Below are 15,829 nucleotides of genomic sequence, written 5' to 3'. Positions count from 1 at the left end.
AACTTGGTTCTGGAATCAGCTTTCAACCAGGCGCGCCCCGCTGTCAAGGGGGCCATACTGGCCGTTCCGGGTCACACGGAGGGCTGAGCCTGGTGACGGAACTGGTCGCGCACGTGCGCGAGGCGTTCGGGTGGGGCCCGAGCCGCGCCGGGCGGGAGCCGGCCGCTCGCGGACGTGCTGGCGCTGACGGCCCGGCGCTGACCCGCGGGCGGTTGGTATGGCTATGACCGCAATGGGTATGCCAGCCGATGATTACTTACAGTAATCATCGGCGCCACGTTTCGAAAAGGACGATCCAGATGAGAGTCGTCGTTGATCTCACCCGCTGCGAGGGGTACGGGCAGTGCGCCTTCCTCGCGCCGGACGTCTTCGCGATGCATCGCTCCGAAGCCCTCATGTACGAGCTCCACCCGGACGACTCGGAGCGCTCCCGCGTCCTGCGCGCCGCCGCGGCCTGCCCGGTCCAGGCCCTGGTGGTCGACCAGGTCCACACGCTCGGAAGGCCGGAGAAGGCCGCCCCGCCCAGGCCGGGCCCCAGGAGGAGGCCGGTGGAGATCGGCCGCGTCGTCATCGTGGGCGCCTCGCTGGCCGGCCTGCGGGCAGCGGCGACGCTGCGCAGGGAGGGCTACGCCGGGACGCTGACGCTGATCAGCGCGGAGCCGTACGAGCCGTACGACCGGCCGCCGCTGTCCAAGCAGGTCCTGACCGGGCAGGTGACCGCGCAGGACACCGCGCTGCCCCGGCGCGCCGAGTTCGAGGCCGAATGGCTGCTCGGGCAGGCGGCGACCGGCCTGGACCTGGCGGCCAGGCAGGTTCACCTCGCCGACGGCCGCAAGGTGGACTTCGACCGCCTGCTGATCGCCACGGGAGCGCGGGCCCGGCCCTGGCCGGACGCGCGGGAGGCCGCCCTCGACGGGGTGTTCGTGCTGCGTACCAACGAGGACGCGGCGCGGCTGCGGGAGCGGCTGGTCGCGGGCCCGAGGCGCGTGCTGATCATCGGCGCCGGCTTCACCGGGTCGGAGGTCGCCTCCGTCTGCCGCGAGCTGGGCCTGGACGTCACGGTCACCGAGCGCGGGAAGACGCCGCTGGCGGGCGCGCTGGGCGGGACGATCGGGGCGATCGCGGCGGACATTCAGCGCGATCACGGCGTGGACCTGCGCTGCGGGGTCAGCGTCGAGGCACTCGAAGGAGACGGGGACGGGCGGCTGCGCCGGGCGCGGCTGTCCGACGGCAGCACGCTCGACGTGGACGTGGCGGTGGCCGCGCTGGGCGCGGAGCGCAACGTCGAATGGCTGGAGGGCTCCGGGCTGGCCGCCGGGGTGTGGGGCGTCGCCTGCGACGCGGGCTGCCGCGCGTTCGACGTCAACGCCCTGGTCACCGACAACGTCTTCGTCGCCGGCGACGTGGCGCGCTTCCCGCACCCGGTGTACGAGTACCAGTTCCTGTCCCTCGAACACTGGGGCAACGCGGTGACCCAGGCCCAGGTCGCGGCGCACAACATGATCAGCGCCGAGAGCGACCGCTGGCCGCACGTGTCCCTGCCGGTCTTCTGGTCCGCCCAGTTCGGCGTCAACATCAAGTCGGTCGGGGTGCCGACCTTCGCCGACGAGGTCGTCATCGCGCAGGGCTCGGTGGCCGAGCGGCGCTTCGTCGCCGTCTACGGCAACCGGGGCCGCATCACCGCCGCGGTCGCCTTCGACCAGGCGATGTGGCTCGGCTTCTACCAGTCGCAGATCGAGCGGGCCGCGCCGTTCCCGCCCGGCCCCGGCATGGTCGGACGGCCCGCCGAGACGCCGGTCATGCCGGCCGACGTGCCGCAGCGGGTCTCCCCCCTCTACGGCGCGACCGTGGTGCTGACCGGCCACAACCCGGACGAGCGCCGCGTGACGCTGCAGCCGCGGCGCTGACCACGGCGCTGACCACGGCGAGCGGGCGGCGGATCGTCGCCGACCCGCCGGACCCGGCCCCGCGACCTCTGCGCGGAGTTCGACGACACCTCCCGGCGTGAGCGTTCCCGCTGGTCGGAGGCAAAATCCGCGCCTCGCCGCCGGGGTTGTTCAGTCCGGGCCGGTTCCGTTGCAGACTGGCCCGATGGGGGTACGGGTCCGGGTCGAGGGCGTCGTTCAGGGGGTGGGGTTCCGGCCGTTCGTGCACGGGCTGGCCACGCGGCTCGGGCTGGCGGGCCGGGTGGGCAACGACGCCCACGGCGTGTTCGTCGAGCTGGAGGGCGGGCGCGGCGAGATCGCGGAGTTCCTGGTGCGGCTGGAGTGCGACGCGCCCCCGCTGGCCGCGATCGAGCGGGTGACCGTCACCTCCGGCACGGTGCACGCGGACGGCCGCTTCCGGATCGTCGCGAGCGGCCCGGCGGGGACGTCGCGCACGCTGGTGTCGCCCGACATCGCGACCTGCGCCGACTGTCTGGCCGAGCTGGCCGACCCCGCCGATCGGCGCTACCGCTACCCGTTCGTCAACTGCGTCAACTGCGGGCCGCGGCTGACGATCGTGCGGGCGATGCCGTACGACCGGCCGCTGACCACGATGGCGGGGTTCGCGATGTGCGACGGCTGCCTGGCCGAGTACCACGATCCGGCCGACCGGCGCTTCCACGCCCAGCCCACCTGCTGCCCGGCGTGCGGCCCCACGCTCAGGTTGGAGGACGCGGCAGGCCACCCGCGAGCTGAAGAGGCGCTGGCCGGCGCCGTGCGGGTGCTGCGTCAGGGCGGGGTGCTGGCGGTGAAGGGCCTGGGCGGCTATCACCTGTCGGTGCTGGCCACCGACGAGGGCGCCGCCGCCGAGCTGCGGCGGCGCAAGCAGCGCGAGGACAAGCCGTTCGCGGTCATGGTCGCCGACCTGGCCGCGGCGCGGCGGCTGTGCGAGGTGGACGAGGTCGCCGCCGCGCTCCTGACCGATCGCGCGCGGCCCGTCGTCCTGCTGCCGCGCCGCCCTGACACCTCGCTCGCCGCGCCGGTGGCCGGGGCGGTCGCGCCGGGGAACCGCCGGCTCGGCCTGATGCTGCCCTACACGCCGCTGCACCACCTGCTGCTCGCCGACGCGGGCGCCCCGATCGTGCTGACCAGCGGCAACCGCTCGGACGAGCCGATCGCGTACGACGACCGCGACGCCGTGGAGCGGCTGGGCGGCATCGCGGACGCGTTCCTCGGCCACGACCGGCCGATCCACCTGCGCGCCGACGACTCGGTGGTGCGGCCCTTCCGAGGGAAGGGGATGGCCGTGCGGCGCTCGCGCGGCCACGCCCCGAGCCCGTTCACGCTGGCCGGGGAGGCGCCCCGGCAGATCCTCGGCTGCGGGGCCGAGCTGAAGAACACCTTCTGCGTGGCGAAGGGGCGGCACGCGTTCGTCTCCCCGCACATCGGCGACCTGGAGAACTACGAGACCTTCCGGTCGTACGTGGAGGGGATCTCGCATTTCGCCGCGCTGTTCGACGTGCGTCCCGAGGTGGTGGCCCACGACCTGCACCCGGAGTACCTGTCCACCAAGCACGCCCTGGGCCTGCCGGACGTCGAGCTGGTCGGCGTCCAGCACCACCACGCGCACATCGCCTCCTGCCTGGCCGACAACGGCGAGCACGGCCGGGTGATCGGCGTCGCGTTCGACGGGCTCGGCTACGGCCTCGACGGGACCCTGTGGGGCGGCGAGTTCCTCCTGGCCGACCTGGCCTCGTTCGAGCGGGCCGGGCATCTGGCCCCCGTGCCGATGCCGGGCGGCGCCGCGGCGATCAGGCAGCCGTGGCGGATGGCCGCCGCGTACCTGGACGGCGACGGCGAGACGCTGGCCGTGGCCCGGCGCAACCAGCCGCGGTGGGGGCAGGTGACGGCGCTGGCCCGGCGCGGCGGGCCGGCCGCGCCGCTCACGTCGAGCGCGGGCCGCCTGTTCGACGCGGTGGCGGCGCTGCTCGGCGTGCGCGACGCCATCACCTACGAAGGGCAGGCCGCGATCGAGCTGGAACAGCTCGCCGACCCCGGCGAGCGCGACGGCTACCCGGCGGCCGTCTCCCGCGACGGCGGCGTGCTGGTGGCGGCCGGCTCGGACCTGGTACGGGCCGCCACGGCGGATCTGGCCGCGGGCGTCGGCGCGCCGGTCGTCTCGGCCCGCTTCCACAACGGCGTGAGCGATCTCATCGTGCGCTGCTGCCGGATGCTGCGCGACGAGACGGGGCTGGCGACGGTCGCGCTGTCCGGCGGCGTCTTCCAGAACCTGCTGCTGCTGCGCCGCACGCTGGAGCGGCTGAGCGGGGCCGGGTTCCGGGTGCTCACCCATTCCGGCGTGCCGGCCAACGACGGCGGCATCAGCCTCGGCCAGGTGGCCGTCGCCGCCGCCCGGGACCGGCTCGGCGAGCACTCCACGGGGCGTGCCGGCACCTCCCCGTGAGGCCGCGTGGACCCGCGTTCGCGCAGCTCACCACGGGTGGCAGGGTGCACGCCGTGGTTTACAACCCCCGTCATCACGGTATGTCCGCTACGTAGAGTCGCGGGTCCGATACCAAACGATATGAGGGCCTAAACCTCTACACGGGCCAAGAAGGGGGCTTGGGCCATGACAACCACACAGACACCGAAAGCCCTGGACGAGGTGCACATCCTGTGGACCTCGGAGGGCATGAGCTGCGACGGTGACACGGTCTCGGTCACCGCCGCCACGCTGCCGAGCCTGGAAGACGTCCTGCTCGGGCTCGTACCGGGACTGCCCAAGGTGCACCTGCACAACAAGGTGCTGGCCGCGGAGACGGGCGACGCCTTCATGGCGCCGTTCCACCGGGCCCACGAGGGCGAGCTCGGCCCGTTCATCTTCGTGGTCGAGGGCTCGATCCCGAACGAGAAGATCAACGGCGAGGGCTACTGGACGTCCATGGGCAACGACCCGGCCACCGGCCAGCCCATCACGGTCAACCAGTGGATCGACCGGCTCGCGCCCAAGGCCTGGGCCGTGGTCGCGATCGGCACCTGCGCGGCGTACGGCGGCATCCACGCCATGGCCGGCAACCCGACCGGCTGCATGGGCCTGGCCGACTACCTGGGCCGCGACTTCCGCTCCGCGGGCGGGCTGCCCATCGTCAACATCCCGGGCTGTCCCGTCCAGCCGGACAACTTCACCGAGACGCTGACCTGGCTGCTGTACCAGGCGGCGGGCATGGCGCCGACGATCCCGCTCGACGACATGCTGCGCCCCACCTGGCTGTTCGGCAAGACCGTGCACGAGGGCTGCGACCGGGCCGGCTACTACGAGCAGGGCGACTTCGCCCACGACTACAACTCCCCCAAGTGCCTCGTGCGCGTCGGCTGCTGGGGGCCGGTGGTCAACTGCAACGTCACCAAGCGCGGCTGGATGGACGGCGTCGGCGGCTGCCCGAACGTGGGCGGCATCTGCATCGCCTGCACCATGCCCGGCTTTCCCGACAAGTTCATGCCTTTCATGGACGAACCCCCAGGAGCGGCGGTCTCGGTCGCGATGAGCGGCGCGTACGGCGCGATGATCCGCAGGCTTCGCGCGATCACCAACAAGGCGGCGAACAAGGAGCCCAAGTGGCGCCACAACCGCCGCAGGCTGACGAGCGGGTTCGACCCGCGCTGGGGAAACGGCTAAGAGGGAGAGCGGCGAGGTGGCAACCCGTACGGCAGGGGAAAGGAAGCTCAAGGGCGAGGCCCGCGAGCTGGTCGAGATGTCCTGGGACCCGATCACCAGGATCATCGGGAACCTGGGCATCTACACGAAGATCGACTTCAAGAACCGCGAGGTCGTCGAGTGCAAGAGCACCTCGTCGCTGTTCCGCGGCTACAGCGTGTTCATGAGGGGCAAGGACCCGCGTGACGCCCACTTCATCACCAGCCGCATCTGCGGCATCTGCGGCGACAACCACGCGGTCTGCTCGATCTACGCGCAGAACATGGCGTACGGCATCAAACCTCCGCCGCTGGGCGAGTGGATCATCAACCTGGGCGAAGCCGCCGAGTACATGTTCGACCACACGCTCTTCCAGGACAACCTGGTCTTCGTCGACTACTGCGAGCAGATGGTCAAGGAGACCAACCCGAGCCTGCTGCGCCGGGCCGAGACGACCCTGGCGCCCAACTCCGCGATCCACGGCTACCGGACGATCGCCGACATCATGCGGGCCTGCAACCCGTTCAGCGGCGACCTCTACCGCGAGGCGCTGCAGGTGAGCCGGATCACCAGGGAGATGTGCTGCCTGATGGAGGGCCGGCACGTGCACCCGTCCACGCTCTACCCCGGCGGCGTCGGCACCGTGGCGACCCCGCAGGTGTTCACCGACTACATGGTGCGGCTGTTGAGGGTCCTCGACTTCGTCAAGCGGTCCGTCCCGATGAACGACGACCTCTTCGACTTCTTCTACGAGGCGCTGCCCGGCTACGAGGAGGTCGGCCGGCGGCGCGTGATGCTCGGCTGCTGGGGCTCGTTCCAGGATCCGGCGGTGGCCGACTACGACTACCGGACCATGAACGAGTGGGGCCGGCGGATGTTCGTCACGCCGGGCATCGTGGTGGACGGCGAGCTGGTGACGACGAACCTGGTGGACATCAACCTCGGCATCAGGATCCTGCTCGGCAGCTCCTACTACGACGACTGGCAGGCCGAGGAGACGTTCGTCACCCACGACCCGCTGGGCAACCCGGTGGACCAGCGCCACCCGTGGAACCAGACGACCCTGCCCAAGCCGCAGAAACGCGACCTGGAGAACGGCAACTACAGCTGGGTGATGAGCCCCCGCTGGTACGACAAGCGCACCGGCGACCACCTGGCGCTCGACACCGGCGGCGGCCCGCTGGCCCGGCTGTGGACCACGGCGCTGGCCGGCCTCGTCGACACCGGCACGGTGAAGGCCACGGGCCAGAGCGTGGAGATCCACCTGCCCAAGAGCGCGGCCTTCCCGGAGACGCGGATGGAGTGGCGGATCCCGCGCTGGGCGAACACCATCGAGCGCAACCGCGCCCGCGTCTACTTCGTGGCGTACGCGGCGGCGATGGCCGTCTACTTCCTCGAACAGGCGATGGGCGAGGTGCGGGCCGGGCGCACGCAGGTGTTCACCGACTTCGAGGTGCCGGACGAGGCGATCGGCTGCGGCTTCCACGAGGCGGTGCGCGGCGTGCTGTCGCACCACGTGGTGATCCGCGACGGGAAGATCGCCAACTACCACCCGTACCCGCCGACGCCGTGGAACGCCAGCCCGCGCGACAGGCACGGCACGCCGGGGCCGTACGAGGACGCGGTGCAGGGGCTGCCGATCTTCGAGGAGAACGGCGCCGACTCGTTCAAGGGCATCGACATCATGCGTACCGTGCGCAGCTTCGACCCGTGCCTGCCCTGCGGAGTGCACATGTACCTCGGCGACGGCAAGGTGCTGAAACAAGTGCACTCGCCCACGTTCGGCGCGAGCGTCTCCGGCTGATGAACGAGCGCGTCCGCAGGATCGAAGCCCTGCTCGAAAAGGCCGACCCGGCCGCCACGGAGCTCGTCGCCGAGGTGCTCGGCCTGTACGGCGAGGGCCTGGCCCGGGTCATGACAGTCGTGGGCGAGGAGGCGGCGGCGCGGCTGGGCGCCGACGAGCTGGTCTCGCCCCTGCTCCTGCTGCACGATCTGCACCCGCTGGACACGCGGGCCCGGGTGGAGCAGGCGCTGGCCGGATCCGCCGACCTGATCGCCGTCGAGGGCGACCTGGTGCGGCTGCGCGTACGCCCGACCGGCTGCCGCTCCTCGGCGGCCGGGGCGGCGTCGGCCCTCCGGGAGGCGGTGCTGGAGGTGGCCCCGGAGATCGAGCGGGTCGAGGTCGAGGTCGAGGTCGAGGTCGCCGACGCGGCCCTGATCCCGATCGAGAGCCTGGCCGTCCGCCCCGCCTCGCGGGCGCCGGTGCCATGACGGGCCTGCTGCGCCGGCTCGCCACGCAGGCAGCCGAGCCCGCGCGGCGCGAGCTGCGCGCCCAGCGCTGCGAGCTGTGCGCCGAGCCGCTGCCCGCCGTCCACCGCCACCTGCTGGAGCTGGCGGGGCGCGAGCTGCGCTGCGCGTGCCGCGCCTGCCAGGTGCTGTTCGACCACGCGGCGGCCGGTGGCGGGCACTACCGGCTGGTGCCCGAGCGCCGCTGGCGGCTGAGCGGCTTCCGCCTGGACGAGGGCGCCTGGACCCGCCTGCGGGCCCCGGTCCGCACGGTCTTCCTGATCCACGACTCCGACACCGGCCTCCCGGTCCTGTACTACCCGAGCCCGGCCGGAGCGGTGCGGGCTCCCGCCGACCGGACCGCCTGGGAGCTGCTGCGGCGCGACAACCCGGTGCTGCGGCAGCTGGAGCCGGACGTCGAGGCCCTGCTCGTCGACAGCGAGGCCTGGATCGTGCCGGTGGACGACTGCTACGCGCTCGTCGGCGCCATCCGCGCCCACTGGCGGGGCCTGACGGGCGGCAAGGACGTACGCCAGCACATCACCCGATTCTTCACCGACCTCAGCGGCCGGTCCGTCACCGTGCCGGCCACCAGCAGCGACAGGAGCCCAGCGTGAACAAGAAGTCGACGATCAGGACCGGGCGGCGCGACGTGCGCCCCGACGCTCCCTCCCACGTCAAGGGCGTGGCCGAGGGCAACGCGCCGGGCGGCTACGAGCGGCAGAAGGGCCACCTGCCCGACGGCCGCTCCACGGCCCGGCGCTCGACCGGCGTGAACCCCCGCATGCACGACCCGATCGACCCCGACATGCCCAACCTGTCACCCGCGTGATGCCACCACCATCGATGGCGACACCACCGGCCCTGCGGATCGAGGTGCGCGGCGTCGAGGCGGCCACGCCCGCCGTCGCGCCCGCTCTGCGTTTCCAGGTCCACCTGCGCGCGGACGCTCCGGTCCGGGCGCTGACGCTGGCCACGCAGATCCGCGTCGACGCTGCCGCGCGCGGCTACGACGAGCACGCGCGGCAGCGGCTCAAGGAGCTGTTCGGCCCGCCGGAGGAGTTCGGGCGCAACCTGTCCAGCCTGCTGTGGACGCAGACCGTCACCCACGTCCCGGCCTTCACCGGGGACACGAGCGCGCCGATCACGGTCGCGTGCACGTACGACTTCGACGTGGCCGCGACCAAGTACCTGCACGGCCTGCCGGACGGCGAGGTGCCGCTGCGGTTCCTGTTCACCGGCACCGTGTTCTACCTCGATGACGGGCGGCTGCAGGCGGCCTGCCTGCCGTGGGACACCGAGGCGGACTTCCGCATGCCGGTGCGGGTGTGGAAGGACCTCATGGACCGCCACTTCCCGGACACCGCGTGGATCCGGCTGGAGCGCGGCACGTTCGACCGCCTGTACGCGCACCGGGTGCGGCACACGCTGCTCGGCTGGGACGACGCGGTGCGGTCGCTGTTGGAGACGGGCGGAGGCTGACCGCACATGGACCCTGTCAGGCAGATCGCGCAGGCCGTGCTGTACGAGGGCTACCTGCTGTGGCCGTACCGGGAGTCGTCGCTGAAGAACCGGCACCGCTGGACGATCGGCGGCGTCCATCCGGAGGCGTACGGGCGGGCCAACGACGGCCATCCGTGGCTGATGCGTACCGAGTGCCTGCTCGAAGGCGGGCCCCGTGACGTCGTCGACGTGTCCGTACGCTTCCTGCACGTCATCACCCGGCTGCGCGAGGAAGCCGCCGGGGTCGGCGAGGAGGCGCAGGAGCGCGAGGTGGGCATGCCGGGCCTGGTCCTGGAGGACCTGCTGGGCGGCCCGGTCATCGAGAAGATCGACGTGCCCGCCGGGCAGGAGTCTTCCGAGGGAACCGTGCTGCGCAGCCGGCGGGAGCTGCGCGGCCGGATCGAGGCGAGCGCGCGGCGGCTGCGCACCGACCTGTTCCGGATCACGGTGGAGGTGGTCAACACCACGCCCTGGCCCGGGGGCCCCCGCGAGGAGGCCATGCGGCGCACGCTGGTGTCCGCGCACACCGTGCTGCACGCGCCGGACGCCCGGTTCGTCTCGCTCATGGACCCGCCGGAGGACCTGCGGGCGGAGGCGGCGGCCTGCGACAACGCCGGCGCCTGGCCGGTGCTCGCCGGGCCGGACGGCGACCGGCACACGGTCCTGTCCGCGCCGATCATCCTCTACGACCACCCGCGGATCGCACCGGAGAGCCCCGGCGACCTGTTCGACGCGACCGAGATCGACCAGCTCCTCACGCTGAGCGTGCTGGCCCTCAGCGACCGGGAACGGGAGGAGATCCGCCACGGGGACCCGCGCGCCCGCGCGATCCTCGACCGCTGCGACTCCCTCACGCCCGAGGACCTGATGCGGTTGCACGGCATCATGCGCAGGACGGAGCCACACGAATGACTGGATTCTGGACCCGGATGGCGGGCCGCGGCCCCGACGAGGTCGTCATCGCCGGCGTGCCGGTCGGACCGGGCAGCCGGGTGCGGCTGCGGCCCCGCGCTCAGGCCGACGTCTTCGACCTCGTGCTCGACGGCCGCGTGGCGGTCGTGGAGAGCGTGGAGCAGGACGACGAGGGCGCCTTCCACCTCGCGGTCACGCTCGACGACGATCCCGGGCGCGACCTGGGCGAGGCCCGGCTGCCCGGGCACCGCTTCTTCTACTCCCCCGAGGAGATCGAACCCCTCGGGGAGCAGAAGGACCGCCCCGCCCCCGGCCGCGTCCTGGTGGCCGGGATCGGCAACGTGTTCCTGGGGGACGACGGGTTCGGCGTCGAGGTGGCCCGCCACCTGGCCGGGCAGGCGGGCGTACCGGGCATGGAGGTCGTCGACTTCGGCATCCGCGGCATGGACCTGGCCTATGCCCTGCAGCGCGACTACACGGGCGTGGTCTTCGTGGACGCGGCCCCGCGTGGCCTGGCTCCCGGCACGCTCACCGTCCTGGAGCCCGAGCTGCCGGACGGGGACGACCTGTCGGTGGAGACGCACGGCATGGACCCGGTCCGGGTCCTGCGGCTGGCCCGGCAGCTCGGCCGGCTCCCCGCGCTGGTGCGGGTCGTCTGCTGCGAGCCGGCCTCGGTCGAGGAGGACCCTTTCGAGCTGAGTGAGCCGGTACGCGCCATGGTCGGCGAGGCGGCCGGCCTAGTGAAGTCCCTGGTTATGGAAATGATTGCGGAAAGTGCCACTCCGGACGCCCGCGATCCGGCACCCACGGTGAGGTGATGTGAGATGTGGAAGTCGCGCACGGTGAAGCTGGTCGTGCTCTGCGGGGTGGCGCTGGTCGTCATCCGCATGTGGCCGGACATCCGGCGATACATCAATATGGAGCGAATGTAGAGGCAGCATGCATGAGATCGGGATGTGCGAGGGGCTCGTCGAGCTGATCGAGCGGCAGGCGGGAGGCAGGCCGGTCGCGGCCGCCCGGGTACGCGTCGGCGCCCGGCACGCCGTCGTCGACGAGGCCTTCGGGCAGGCGTTCACGCTGGCCGCGGCCGGCACGACCGTGCAGGACGCGGTGCTGGAGCTCGTCATCACGCCGATGACGGTCGGCTGCCACAACTGCGGTGAGAGCTCCGAGTCGGTGGACTCGCTGGCGGTCTGCCCGGGCTGCGGCGACGACGGCGTCGACGTCAGCGGCGGCGACGAGCTGGTCCTGGAGTCGCTCACCTTCGCCGCCGCGGGCTCCTCCGGCGCTGCCACGGGGGAGGTGCCCGGTGTGCCTTGGCATTCCCGGTGAGCTCGTCGAGCGCCTGGCCGAACACGAAGACCTCGCCGTGGTGGACGTCAGCGGCGTGCGCCGGCGCATCAACGTCGGCCTGCTCGCCGACGAGGCGCTGGAGCCCGGCGACTGGGTGCTCGTGCACGTCGGGTTCGCGCTGTCCAAGATCTCCGAGCTGGAGGCGCAGGCGGTGCTCGACTACCTCAACGGGCTCGGGCAGGCGTACGAGGACGAGCTCGACGCGCTGCGCACCTCGGACATCGCCTAGGAAGGACCTCTGATGCGGTTCGTCGATGAGTACCGCGACGCGGGCACGGCGCGGGCGCTCGCCGCGCAGATCGCCGCCCGCTGCCGGCCGGGGCGCCGATACACCTTCATGGAGGTCTGCGGCGGCCACACGCACACCATCTACAAGCACGGCCTGGAAGACCACCTGCCGGCCGAGGTGAACCTCGTGCACGGCCCCGGCTGCCCGGTCTGCGTGATCCCGATGGGCCGGGTGGACGACGCCATCCACATCGCCCGCCAACCGGACGTGATCATGGCGTCGTTCGGCGACATGATGCGGGTGCCCGGCGGGGCGGGCTCGTTCCTGGACGCCAAGGCGGCGGGGGCCGACATCCGGATGGTGTACTCGCCGCTGGACGCGCTCAAGATCGCGCGGGCCAATCCGGACCGCCGGGTCGTCTTCATGGCCATCGGCTTCGAGACCACGGCGCCGTCCACGGCCATGACCGTGCTGCGCGCGGAGGCCGAAGGGCTGACGAACTTCTCCGTCTTCTGCAACCACGTCATGATCATTCCGGCGATCAAGGCCATCCTCGACTCGCCGGACCTGCGGCTCGACGGGTTCATCGGGCCCGGCCACGTCTCGGCGGTGATCGGCTGCCAGCCGTACGAGTTCATCGCCCGCGACTACGGCAAGCCGATGGTGGTCGCCGGGTTCGAGCCGCTGGACATCCTCGACTCGGTCCACCGGCTCCTGACGCAGCTCGCCGAGGGCCGCTGCGAGGTGGAGAACCAGTACGCCCGCGTCGTGCCGTGGCACGGCAACCACATCGCGCTGTCGGCCATCGGCCGGGTGATGCGGCTGCGGCCGCACTTCGAGTGGCGCGGGCTCGGGTTCATCGCGCACTCCGCCCTGGCCATGGCGGACGAGTACGCCCGCTTCGACGCCGAACGGGTCTTCGACCTGCCCGGGGTCCGCGTCGCCGACCCGCGGTCGTGCCAGTGCGGCGAGGTGCTCAAGGGCGTGCTCAAGCCGTGGGAGTGCAAGGTGTTCGGCACCGCGTGCACCCCGGAGACGCCGATCGGCACGTGCATGGTCTCCTCCGAGGGCGCGTGCGCCGCGTACTACAACTTCGGGCGCTTCAGCCGCGAGGAGCTGCGCGCGGGCGGCGGCCCGGCGCAGCCGCGGACGGATGACGGCGGGGCAGAGCTGCGGACGGGTGACGGCGGGACGGCCGCCGACGAGCCGCTGACGGAGGAGGCGAGCCGGGCATGAACCGCGAGCGACAGGTGCTCGACCGCATCGAGCGGATCCGGCGGCGCAAGCCCGTCGTCAGGGAGGAGCGCATCACGCTCGCCCACGGCGCCGGGGGCAAGGCCACCCACACCCTGATCGAGGCGGTCTTCCTGGAGGCGTTCCGCAACCCGCTGCTCGCGCCCCTGGACGACGGCGCGCTCCTGCGGGTGGGCGGCGAGCGCCTGGCCTTCACCACCGACTCGTACGTGGTCTCGCCGCTGTTCTTCCCCGGCGGGGACATCGGCGACCTGGCCGTCAACGGCACCGTGAACGACCTGGCCATGTGCGGGGCCCGACCGGCCCACCTGTCGGCCGCTTTCGTTCTGGAGGAGGGCTTCCCCGTCACCGACCTGCGGCGCATCACCGACTCGATGGCGGCCGCCGCGGCGGCGGCCGACGTCACGATCGTGACCGGCGACACCAAGGTCGTCCAGCGCGGCAAGGCCGACGGCTGCTACATCACCACGGCCGGGGTCGGGCTCGTCGAGCAGCCGGTGACGCTGTCGGCCTCGCACGCGCGGCCGGGGGACGCGGTCCTCGTCTCGGGCCCGATCGGGGAGCACGGCGCCGCCATCATGCTGGCCAGGGACGACTTCGGCATCGAAGCGCCGATCACCTCCGACACGGCGGCGCTGCACGGGATCGTCGCCGAGCTGCTGGCCGCGCTGCCGCAGCACGTCCGTACTCTGAGGGACGCCACCCGGGGAGGGGTGGCCACCATCGTCAACGAGGTGGCCCACGCGTCGGAGGTGGCCGTCGTCCTGCGGGAGGAGGACATCCCGGTGCGGCCGGAGGTCACCGGCGTCTGCGAGCTGCTCGGCCTCGACCCGCTGTACGTGGCCTGCGAGGGCCGGTTCGTCACGGTGGTGGACGGCGAGCACGCCGACCGGGCCCTCGAAGTGCTGCGCTCCCACCCGCTGGGGGCCGAGGCCGCGATCATCGGCACCGTCGCCACCGCGCCGGCCGGGCTGGTCCTGCTCCGCACCGCCTTCGGCGGCACCCGGGTGGTCGACGTCCTCGTGGGCGACCCGCTGCCCCGCATCTGCTGAGCCCGGGGCCCTGGCGGGCGGCGCGTCGCGGGCGACCCGCTGCCCCGCACCCGCGGAGCCCCGGCGGGCGGCGCGCTACTTACCCGGCATCGGCATCGGCCTCGGCCGACACCAGCTCGGCCAGCACGTGGTAGAGCGTCGCCTGCGCCTCCTGGATGCGGTGCACCGACGACGACGGGACCACGAACAGGTGCTCGGCCAGCCGCTCCTCGGCCATGCGGCCGCCTCCGGAGCCCGCGAAGCCGACGGTCACCATCCGCAGGCCCGCGGCCTGCGCCAGGCCGCGCAGCACGTTGGCCGAGCCGCCGCTGGTGGACAGGGCGCAGGCGATGTCGCCCGCCCCGCCGAGCGCGGCGAGCTGGCGGGCGAACACCACCTCGAAGCCGACGTCGTTGCCGAGCGCCGTCACGAGCGCCGTGTCGGCCGCCAGCGACACCGCGGGCAGGCCGCGGCCGGTGAACAGCGCCGCCACCGACTGCGCGTCAGTGGCGCTGCCGCCGTTCCCGAACGTGAACAGCCGCCCGCCACCGCGGAAGGCGGCGGCCATCGCCGCCGCGCACGCCACCAGCGGCCCCTCCAGCTCGTCGAGCACGCGCCGCCGCAACTCCAGGCTCTCGCGGGCCTTCTCGGCGGTGGACGCCGCCGCGTCGAGCGGGTCGCGCCGCAGGAACGGGTAGAGCGTCCCGGTCACCGGTCGTCCCTTCCGAGTACGGCGATGGCCTCGCCCGCGTGCACCAGCACGGTGTCCCCGACCCGCGCCTCCACCAGCGCCACGCTGATCTCCTCGGTCCCTTCGCCGGTGCCGGCGCGAGCCAGCCCGCCGGGCAGCAACCCCACGACCCGGACCGCCACCGCCACATCGCCGCACGTCACGCACGAGTCTCCGACGTCATCGCAGGCCATGGAGGCGCCGCGGACGGGCTCGTCGCTGTCTCCGCGCACCGCGTGAGAGTCGCCGCGGACAGCCTCACCGCTGTCTCCGCGCGCCACGCGGGACTCGCCGCTCATGGGGAGCACTCCGATTCCAGGAACACGTGGACCAGCTCCCACAGCAGGTGGTACACCGTGACGTGGATCTCCCTCGCGACCAGCGGATCGGTGCTCTGCGCGGCCAGCACGTGCTCGGCCTGCGCGCACCCCTCGCCCGCCGTCAGCGCGACGGTCAGCATGCCGAGCCCGCGGGCGACGGCCAGATCACCGTCGGCCGGCCGGATCCCCACGGCGATGTCCTGGGAACGTCCCAGCACCGGCAGCAGGGAGGGCTCGGCGCCCAGGCCGAACGCCGGAAGCGCGCGCTTGCCCACGATCACCGGATGGGTGAACTCCACGGCCACGTGAGCCGCGTCCGAGGCGGCCTCGCCCCGGCCGAACGCCAGCAGCCTGCCTCCGCCGCGGAACCGCGACGACATGGCGGCCGCCGCCGCGACGACCGCGCCGGCGTCTTCCGCCAGCGCCGTTCCCGCGGCCTCACGGACCCGATCGAGCACTCCGACATCCCGTCTTCCCGCGCTGCACGACATCGCCCATTCCACCGTGGTCCGGCACGAACGGCGCGGCTTTCCCCGTCACCGATTCGGCAAGGTCCCGGCAAGATTCACCCACCCGAGATCGCGGACACCTG

The 15,829-nt window shown here is 72.7% G+C and carries 18 protein-coding genes; 15 read left to right on the top strand and 3 right to left on the bottom strand.

The window, feature by feature from the left end; all coding sequences use genetic code 11:
* Positions 1-299: 299 nt before the first annotated feature.
* From ACIBQ1_RS34100 to hypE, 15 genes are all read left to right on the top strand, one after another.
* Positions 300-1,907, top strand: a complete 1,608-nt coding sequence (locus tag ACIBQ1_RS34100; protein ID WP_397283419.1) for an FAD-dependent oxidoreductase — start codon at positions 300-302, stop codon at positions 1,905-1,907.
* A gap of 184 nt (positions 1,908-2,091) precedes the next feature.
* Positions 2,092-4,389 carry a carbamoyltransferase HypF gene (hypF, locus tag ACIBQ1_RS34095; protein WP_397283418.1) on the top strand — a complete coding sequence of 766 codons (2,298 nt, stop codon included), beginning with the start codon at positions 2,092-2,094 and terminating at the stop codon, positions 4,387-4,389.
* A gap of 165 nt (positions 4,390-4,554) precedes the next feature.
* Complete coding sequence (locus ACIBQ1_RS34090) at positions 4,555-5,601, top strand: hydrogenase expression protein HypE (protein WP_397283417.1); 1,047 nt, start codon at positions 4,555-4,557, stop codon at positions 5,599-5,601.
* 16 nt (positions 5,602-5,617) lie between these two features.
* Positions 5,618-7,423, top strand: a complete 1,806-nt coding sequence (locus ACIBQ1_RS34085; protein WP_397283416.1) for a nickel-dependent hydrogenase large subunit — start codon at positions 5,618-5,620, stop codon at positions 7,421-7,423.
* On the top strand, positions 7,423-7,890 hold the full coding sequence (locus tag ACIBQ1_RS34080) for a hypothetical protein (RefSeq protein ID WP_397283415.1): 468 nt from the start codon (positions 7,423-7,425) through the stop codon (positions 7,888-7,890). The genes ACIBQ1_RS34085 and ACIBQ1_RS34080 overlap by 1 nt, the downstream gene beginning before the upstream one ends.
* Entirely contained in the window at positions 7,887-8,522 is a 636-nt protein-coding gene (locus ACIBQ1_RS34075; protein WP_397283414.1) for a DUF5947 family protein, read from the top strand. The genes ACIBQ1_RS34080 and ACIBQ1_RS34075 overlap by 4 nt, the downstream gene beginning before the upstream one ends.
* A complete protein-coding gene (locus tag ACIBQ1_RS34070; protein ID WP_397283413.1) occupies positions 8,519-8,737 on the top strand; it encodes a hypothetical protein in 219 nt (72 codons plus the stop codon). The genes ACIBQ1_RS34075 and ACIBQ1_RS34070 overlap by 4 nt, the downstream gene beginning before the upstream one ends.
* 14 nt (positions 8,738-8,751) lie before the next feature.
* Positions 8,752-9,387 carry a DUF6084 family protein gene (locus ACIBQ1_RS34065; RefSeq protein WP_397283412.1) on the top strand — a complete coding sequence of 212 codons (636 nt, stop codon included), beginning with the start codon at positions 8,752-8,754 and terminating at the stop codon, positions 9,385-9,387.
* Between the two features lie 6 nt (positions 9,388-9,393).
* On the top strand, positions 9,394-10,320 hold the full coding sequence (locus ACIBQ1_RS34060; protein WP_397283411.1) for a hypothetical protein: 927 nt from the start codon (positions 9,394-9,396) through the stop codon (positions 10,318-10,320).
* Entirely contained in the window at positions 10,317-11,138 is an 822-nt protein-coding gene (locus ACIBQ1_RS34055; protein ID WP_397283410.1) for a hydrogenase maturation protease, read from the top strand. The genes ACIBQ1_RS34060 and ACIBQ1_RS34055 overlap by 4 nt, the downstream gene beginning before the upstream one ends.
* 6 nt (positions 11,139-11,144) lie before the next feature.
* Entirely contained in the window at positions 11,145-11,252 is a 108-nt protein-coding gene (locus ACIBQ1_RS34050) for a DUF6893 family small protein (protein ID WP_397283409.1), read from the top strand.
* A gap of 7 nt (positions 11,253-11,259) precedes the next feature.
* Positions 11,260-11,652 (top strand): hydrogenase maturation nickel metallochaperone HypA, encoded by a 393-nt coding sequence (locus tag ACIBQ1_RS34045; protein ID WP_397283408.1) that lies wholly within the window; start codon positions 11,260-11,262, stop codon positions 11,650-11,652.
* The gene (locus ACIBQ1_RS34040; protein ID WP_355383076.1) at positions 11,630-11,902 is read left to right on the top strand and encodes a HypC/HybG/HupF family hydrogenase formation chaperone; all 273 of its coding nucleotides are present in this window, start codon (positions 11,630-11,632) and stop codon (positions 11,900-11,902) included. Before ACIBQ1_RS34045 ends, ACIBQ1_RS34040 begins: the two co-directional genes overlap by 23 nt.
* Before the next feature lie 12 nt (positions 11,903-11,914).
* Positions 11,915-13,138 (top strand): hydrogenase formation protein HypD, encoded by a 1,224-nt coding sequence (gene hypD, locus ACIBQ1_RS34035; protein ID WP_397283407.1) that lies wholly within the window; start codon positions 11,915-11,917, stop codon positions 13,136-13,138.
* The gene (gene hypE, locus ACIBQ1_RS34030; protein ID WP_397283406.1) at positions 13,135-14,208 is read left to right on the top strand and encodes a hydrogenase expression/formation protein HypE; all 1,074 of its coding nucleotides are present in this window, start codon (positions 13,135-13,137) and stop codon (positions 14,206-14,208) included. Before hypD ends, hypE begins: the two co-directional genes overlap by 4 nt.
* A gap of 79 nt (positions 14,209-14,287) precedes the next feature.
* Here the strand turns inward: hypE and ACIBQ1_RS34025 are convergent, their stop codons facing one another.
* The 3 genes from ACIBQ1_RS34025 to ACIBQ1_RS34015 are packed head-to-tail and all read right to left on the bottom strand — an operon-like array spanning position 14,288 to position 15,695.
* Positions 14,288-14,899, bottom strand: a complete 612-nt coding sequence (locus ACIBQ1_RS34025) for an SIS domain-containing protein (RefSeq protein WP_397283405.1) — start codon at positions 14,897-14,899, stop codon at positions 14,288-14,290.
* Positions 14,896-15,216, bottom strand: coding sequence for a HypC/HybG/HupF family hydrogenase formation chaperone (locus tag ACIBQ1_RS34020; RefSeq protein ID WP_397283404.1), 321 nt, complete (start codon positions 15,214-15,216; stop codon positions 14,896-14,898). Before ACIBQ1_RS34020 ends, ACIBQ1_RS34025 begins: the two co-directional genes overlap by 4 nt.
* Complete coding sequence (locus tag ACIBQ1_RS34015) at positions 15,213-15,695, bottom strand: phosphoheptose isomerase (RefSeq protein ID WP_397283403.1); 483 nt, start codon at positions 15,693-15,695, stop codon at positions 15,213-15,215. The genes ACIBQ1_RS34020 and ACIBQ1_RS34015 overlap by 4 nt, the downstream gene beginning before the upstream one ends.
* Positions 15,696-15,829 lie beyond the last annotated feature (134 nt).

It is taken from the genome of Nonomuraea sp. NPDC050153, assembly GCF_044460125.1.
Taxonomy (GTDB): Bacteria; Actinomycetota; Actinomycetes; order Streptosporangiales; family Streptosporangiaceae; genus Nonomuraea.
This window is presented reverse-complemented; position numbering and strand designations above follow the sequence as displayed.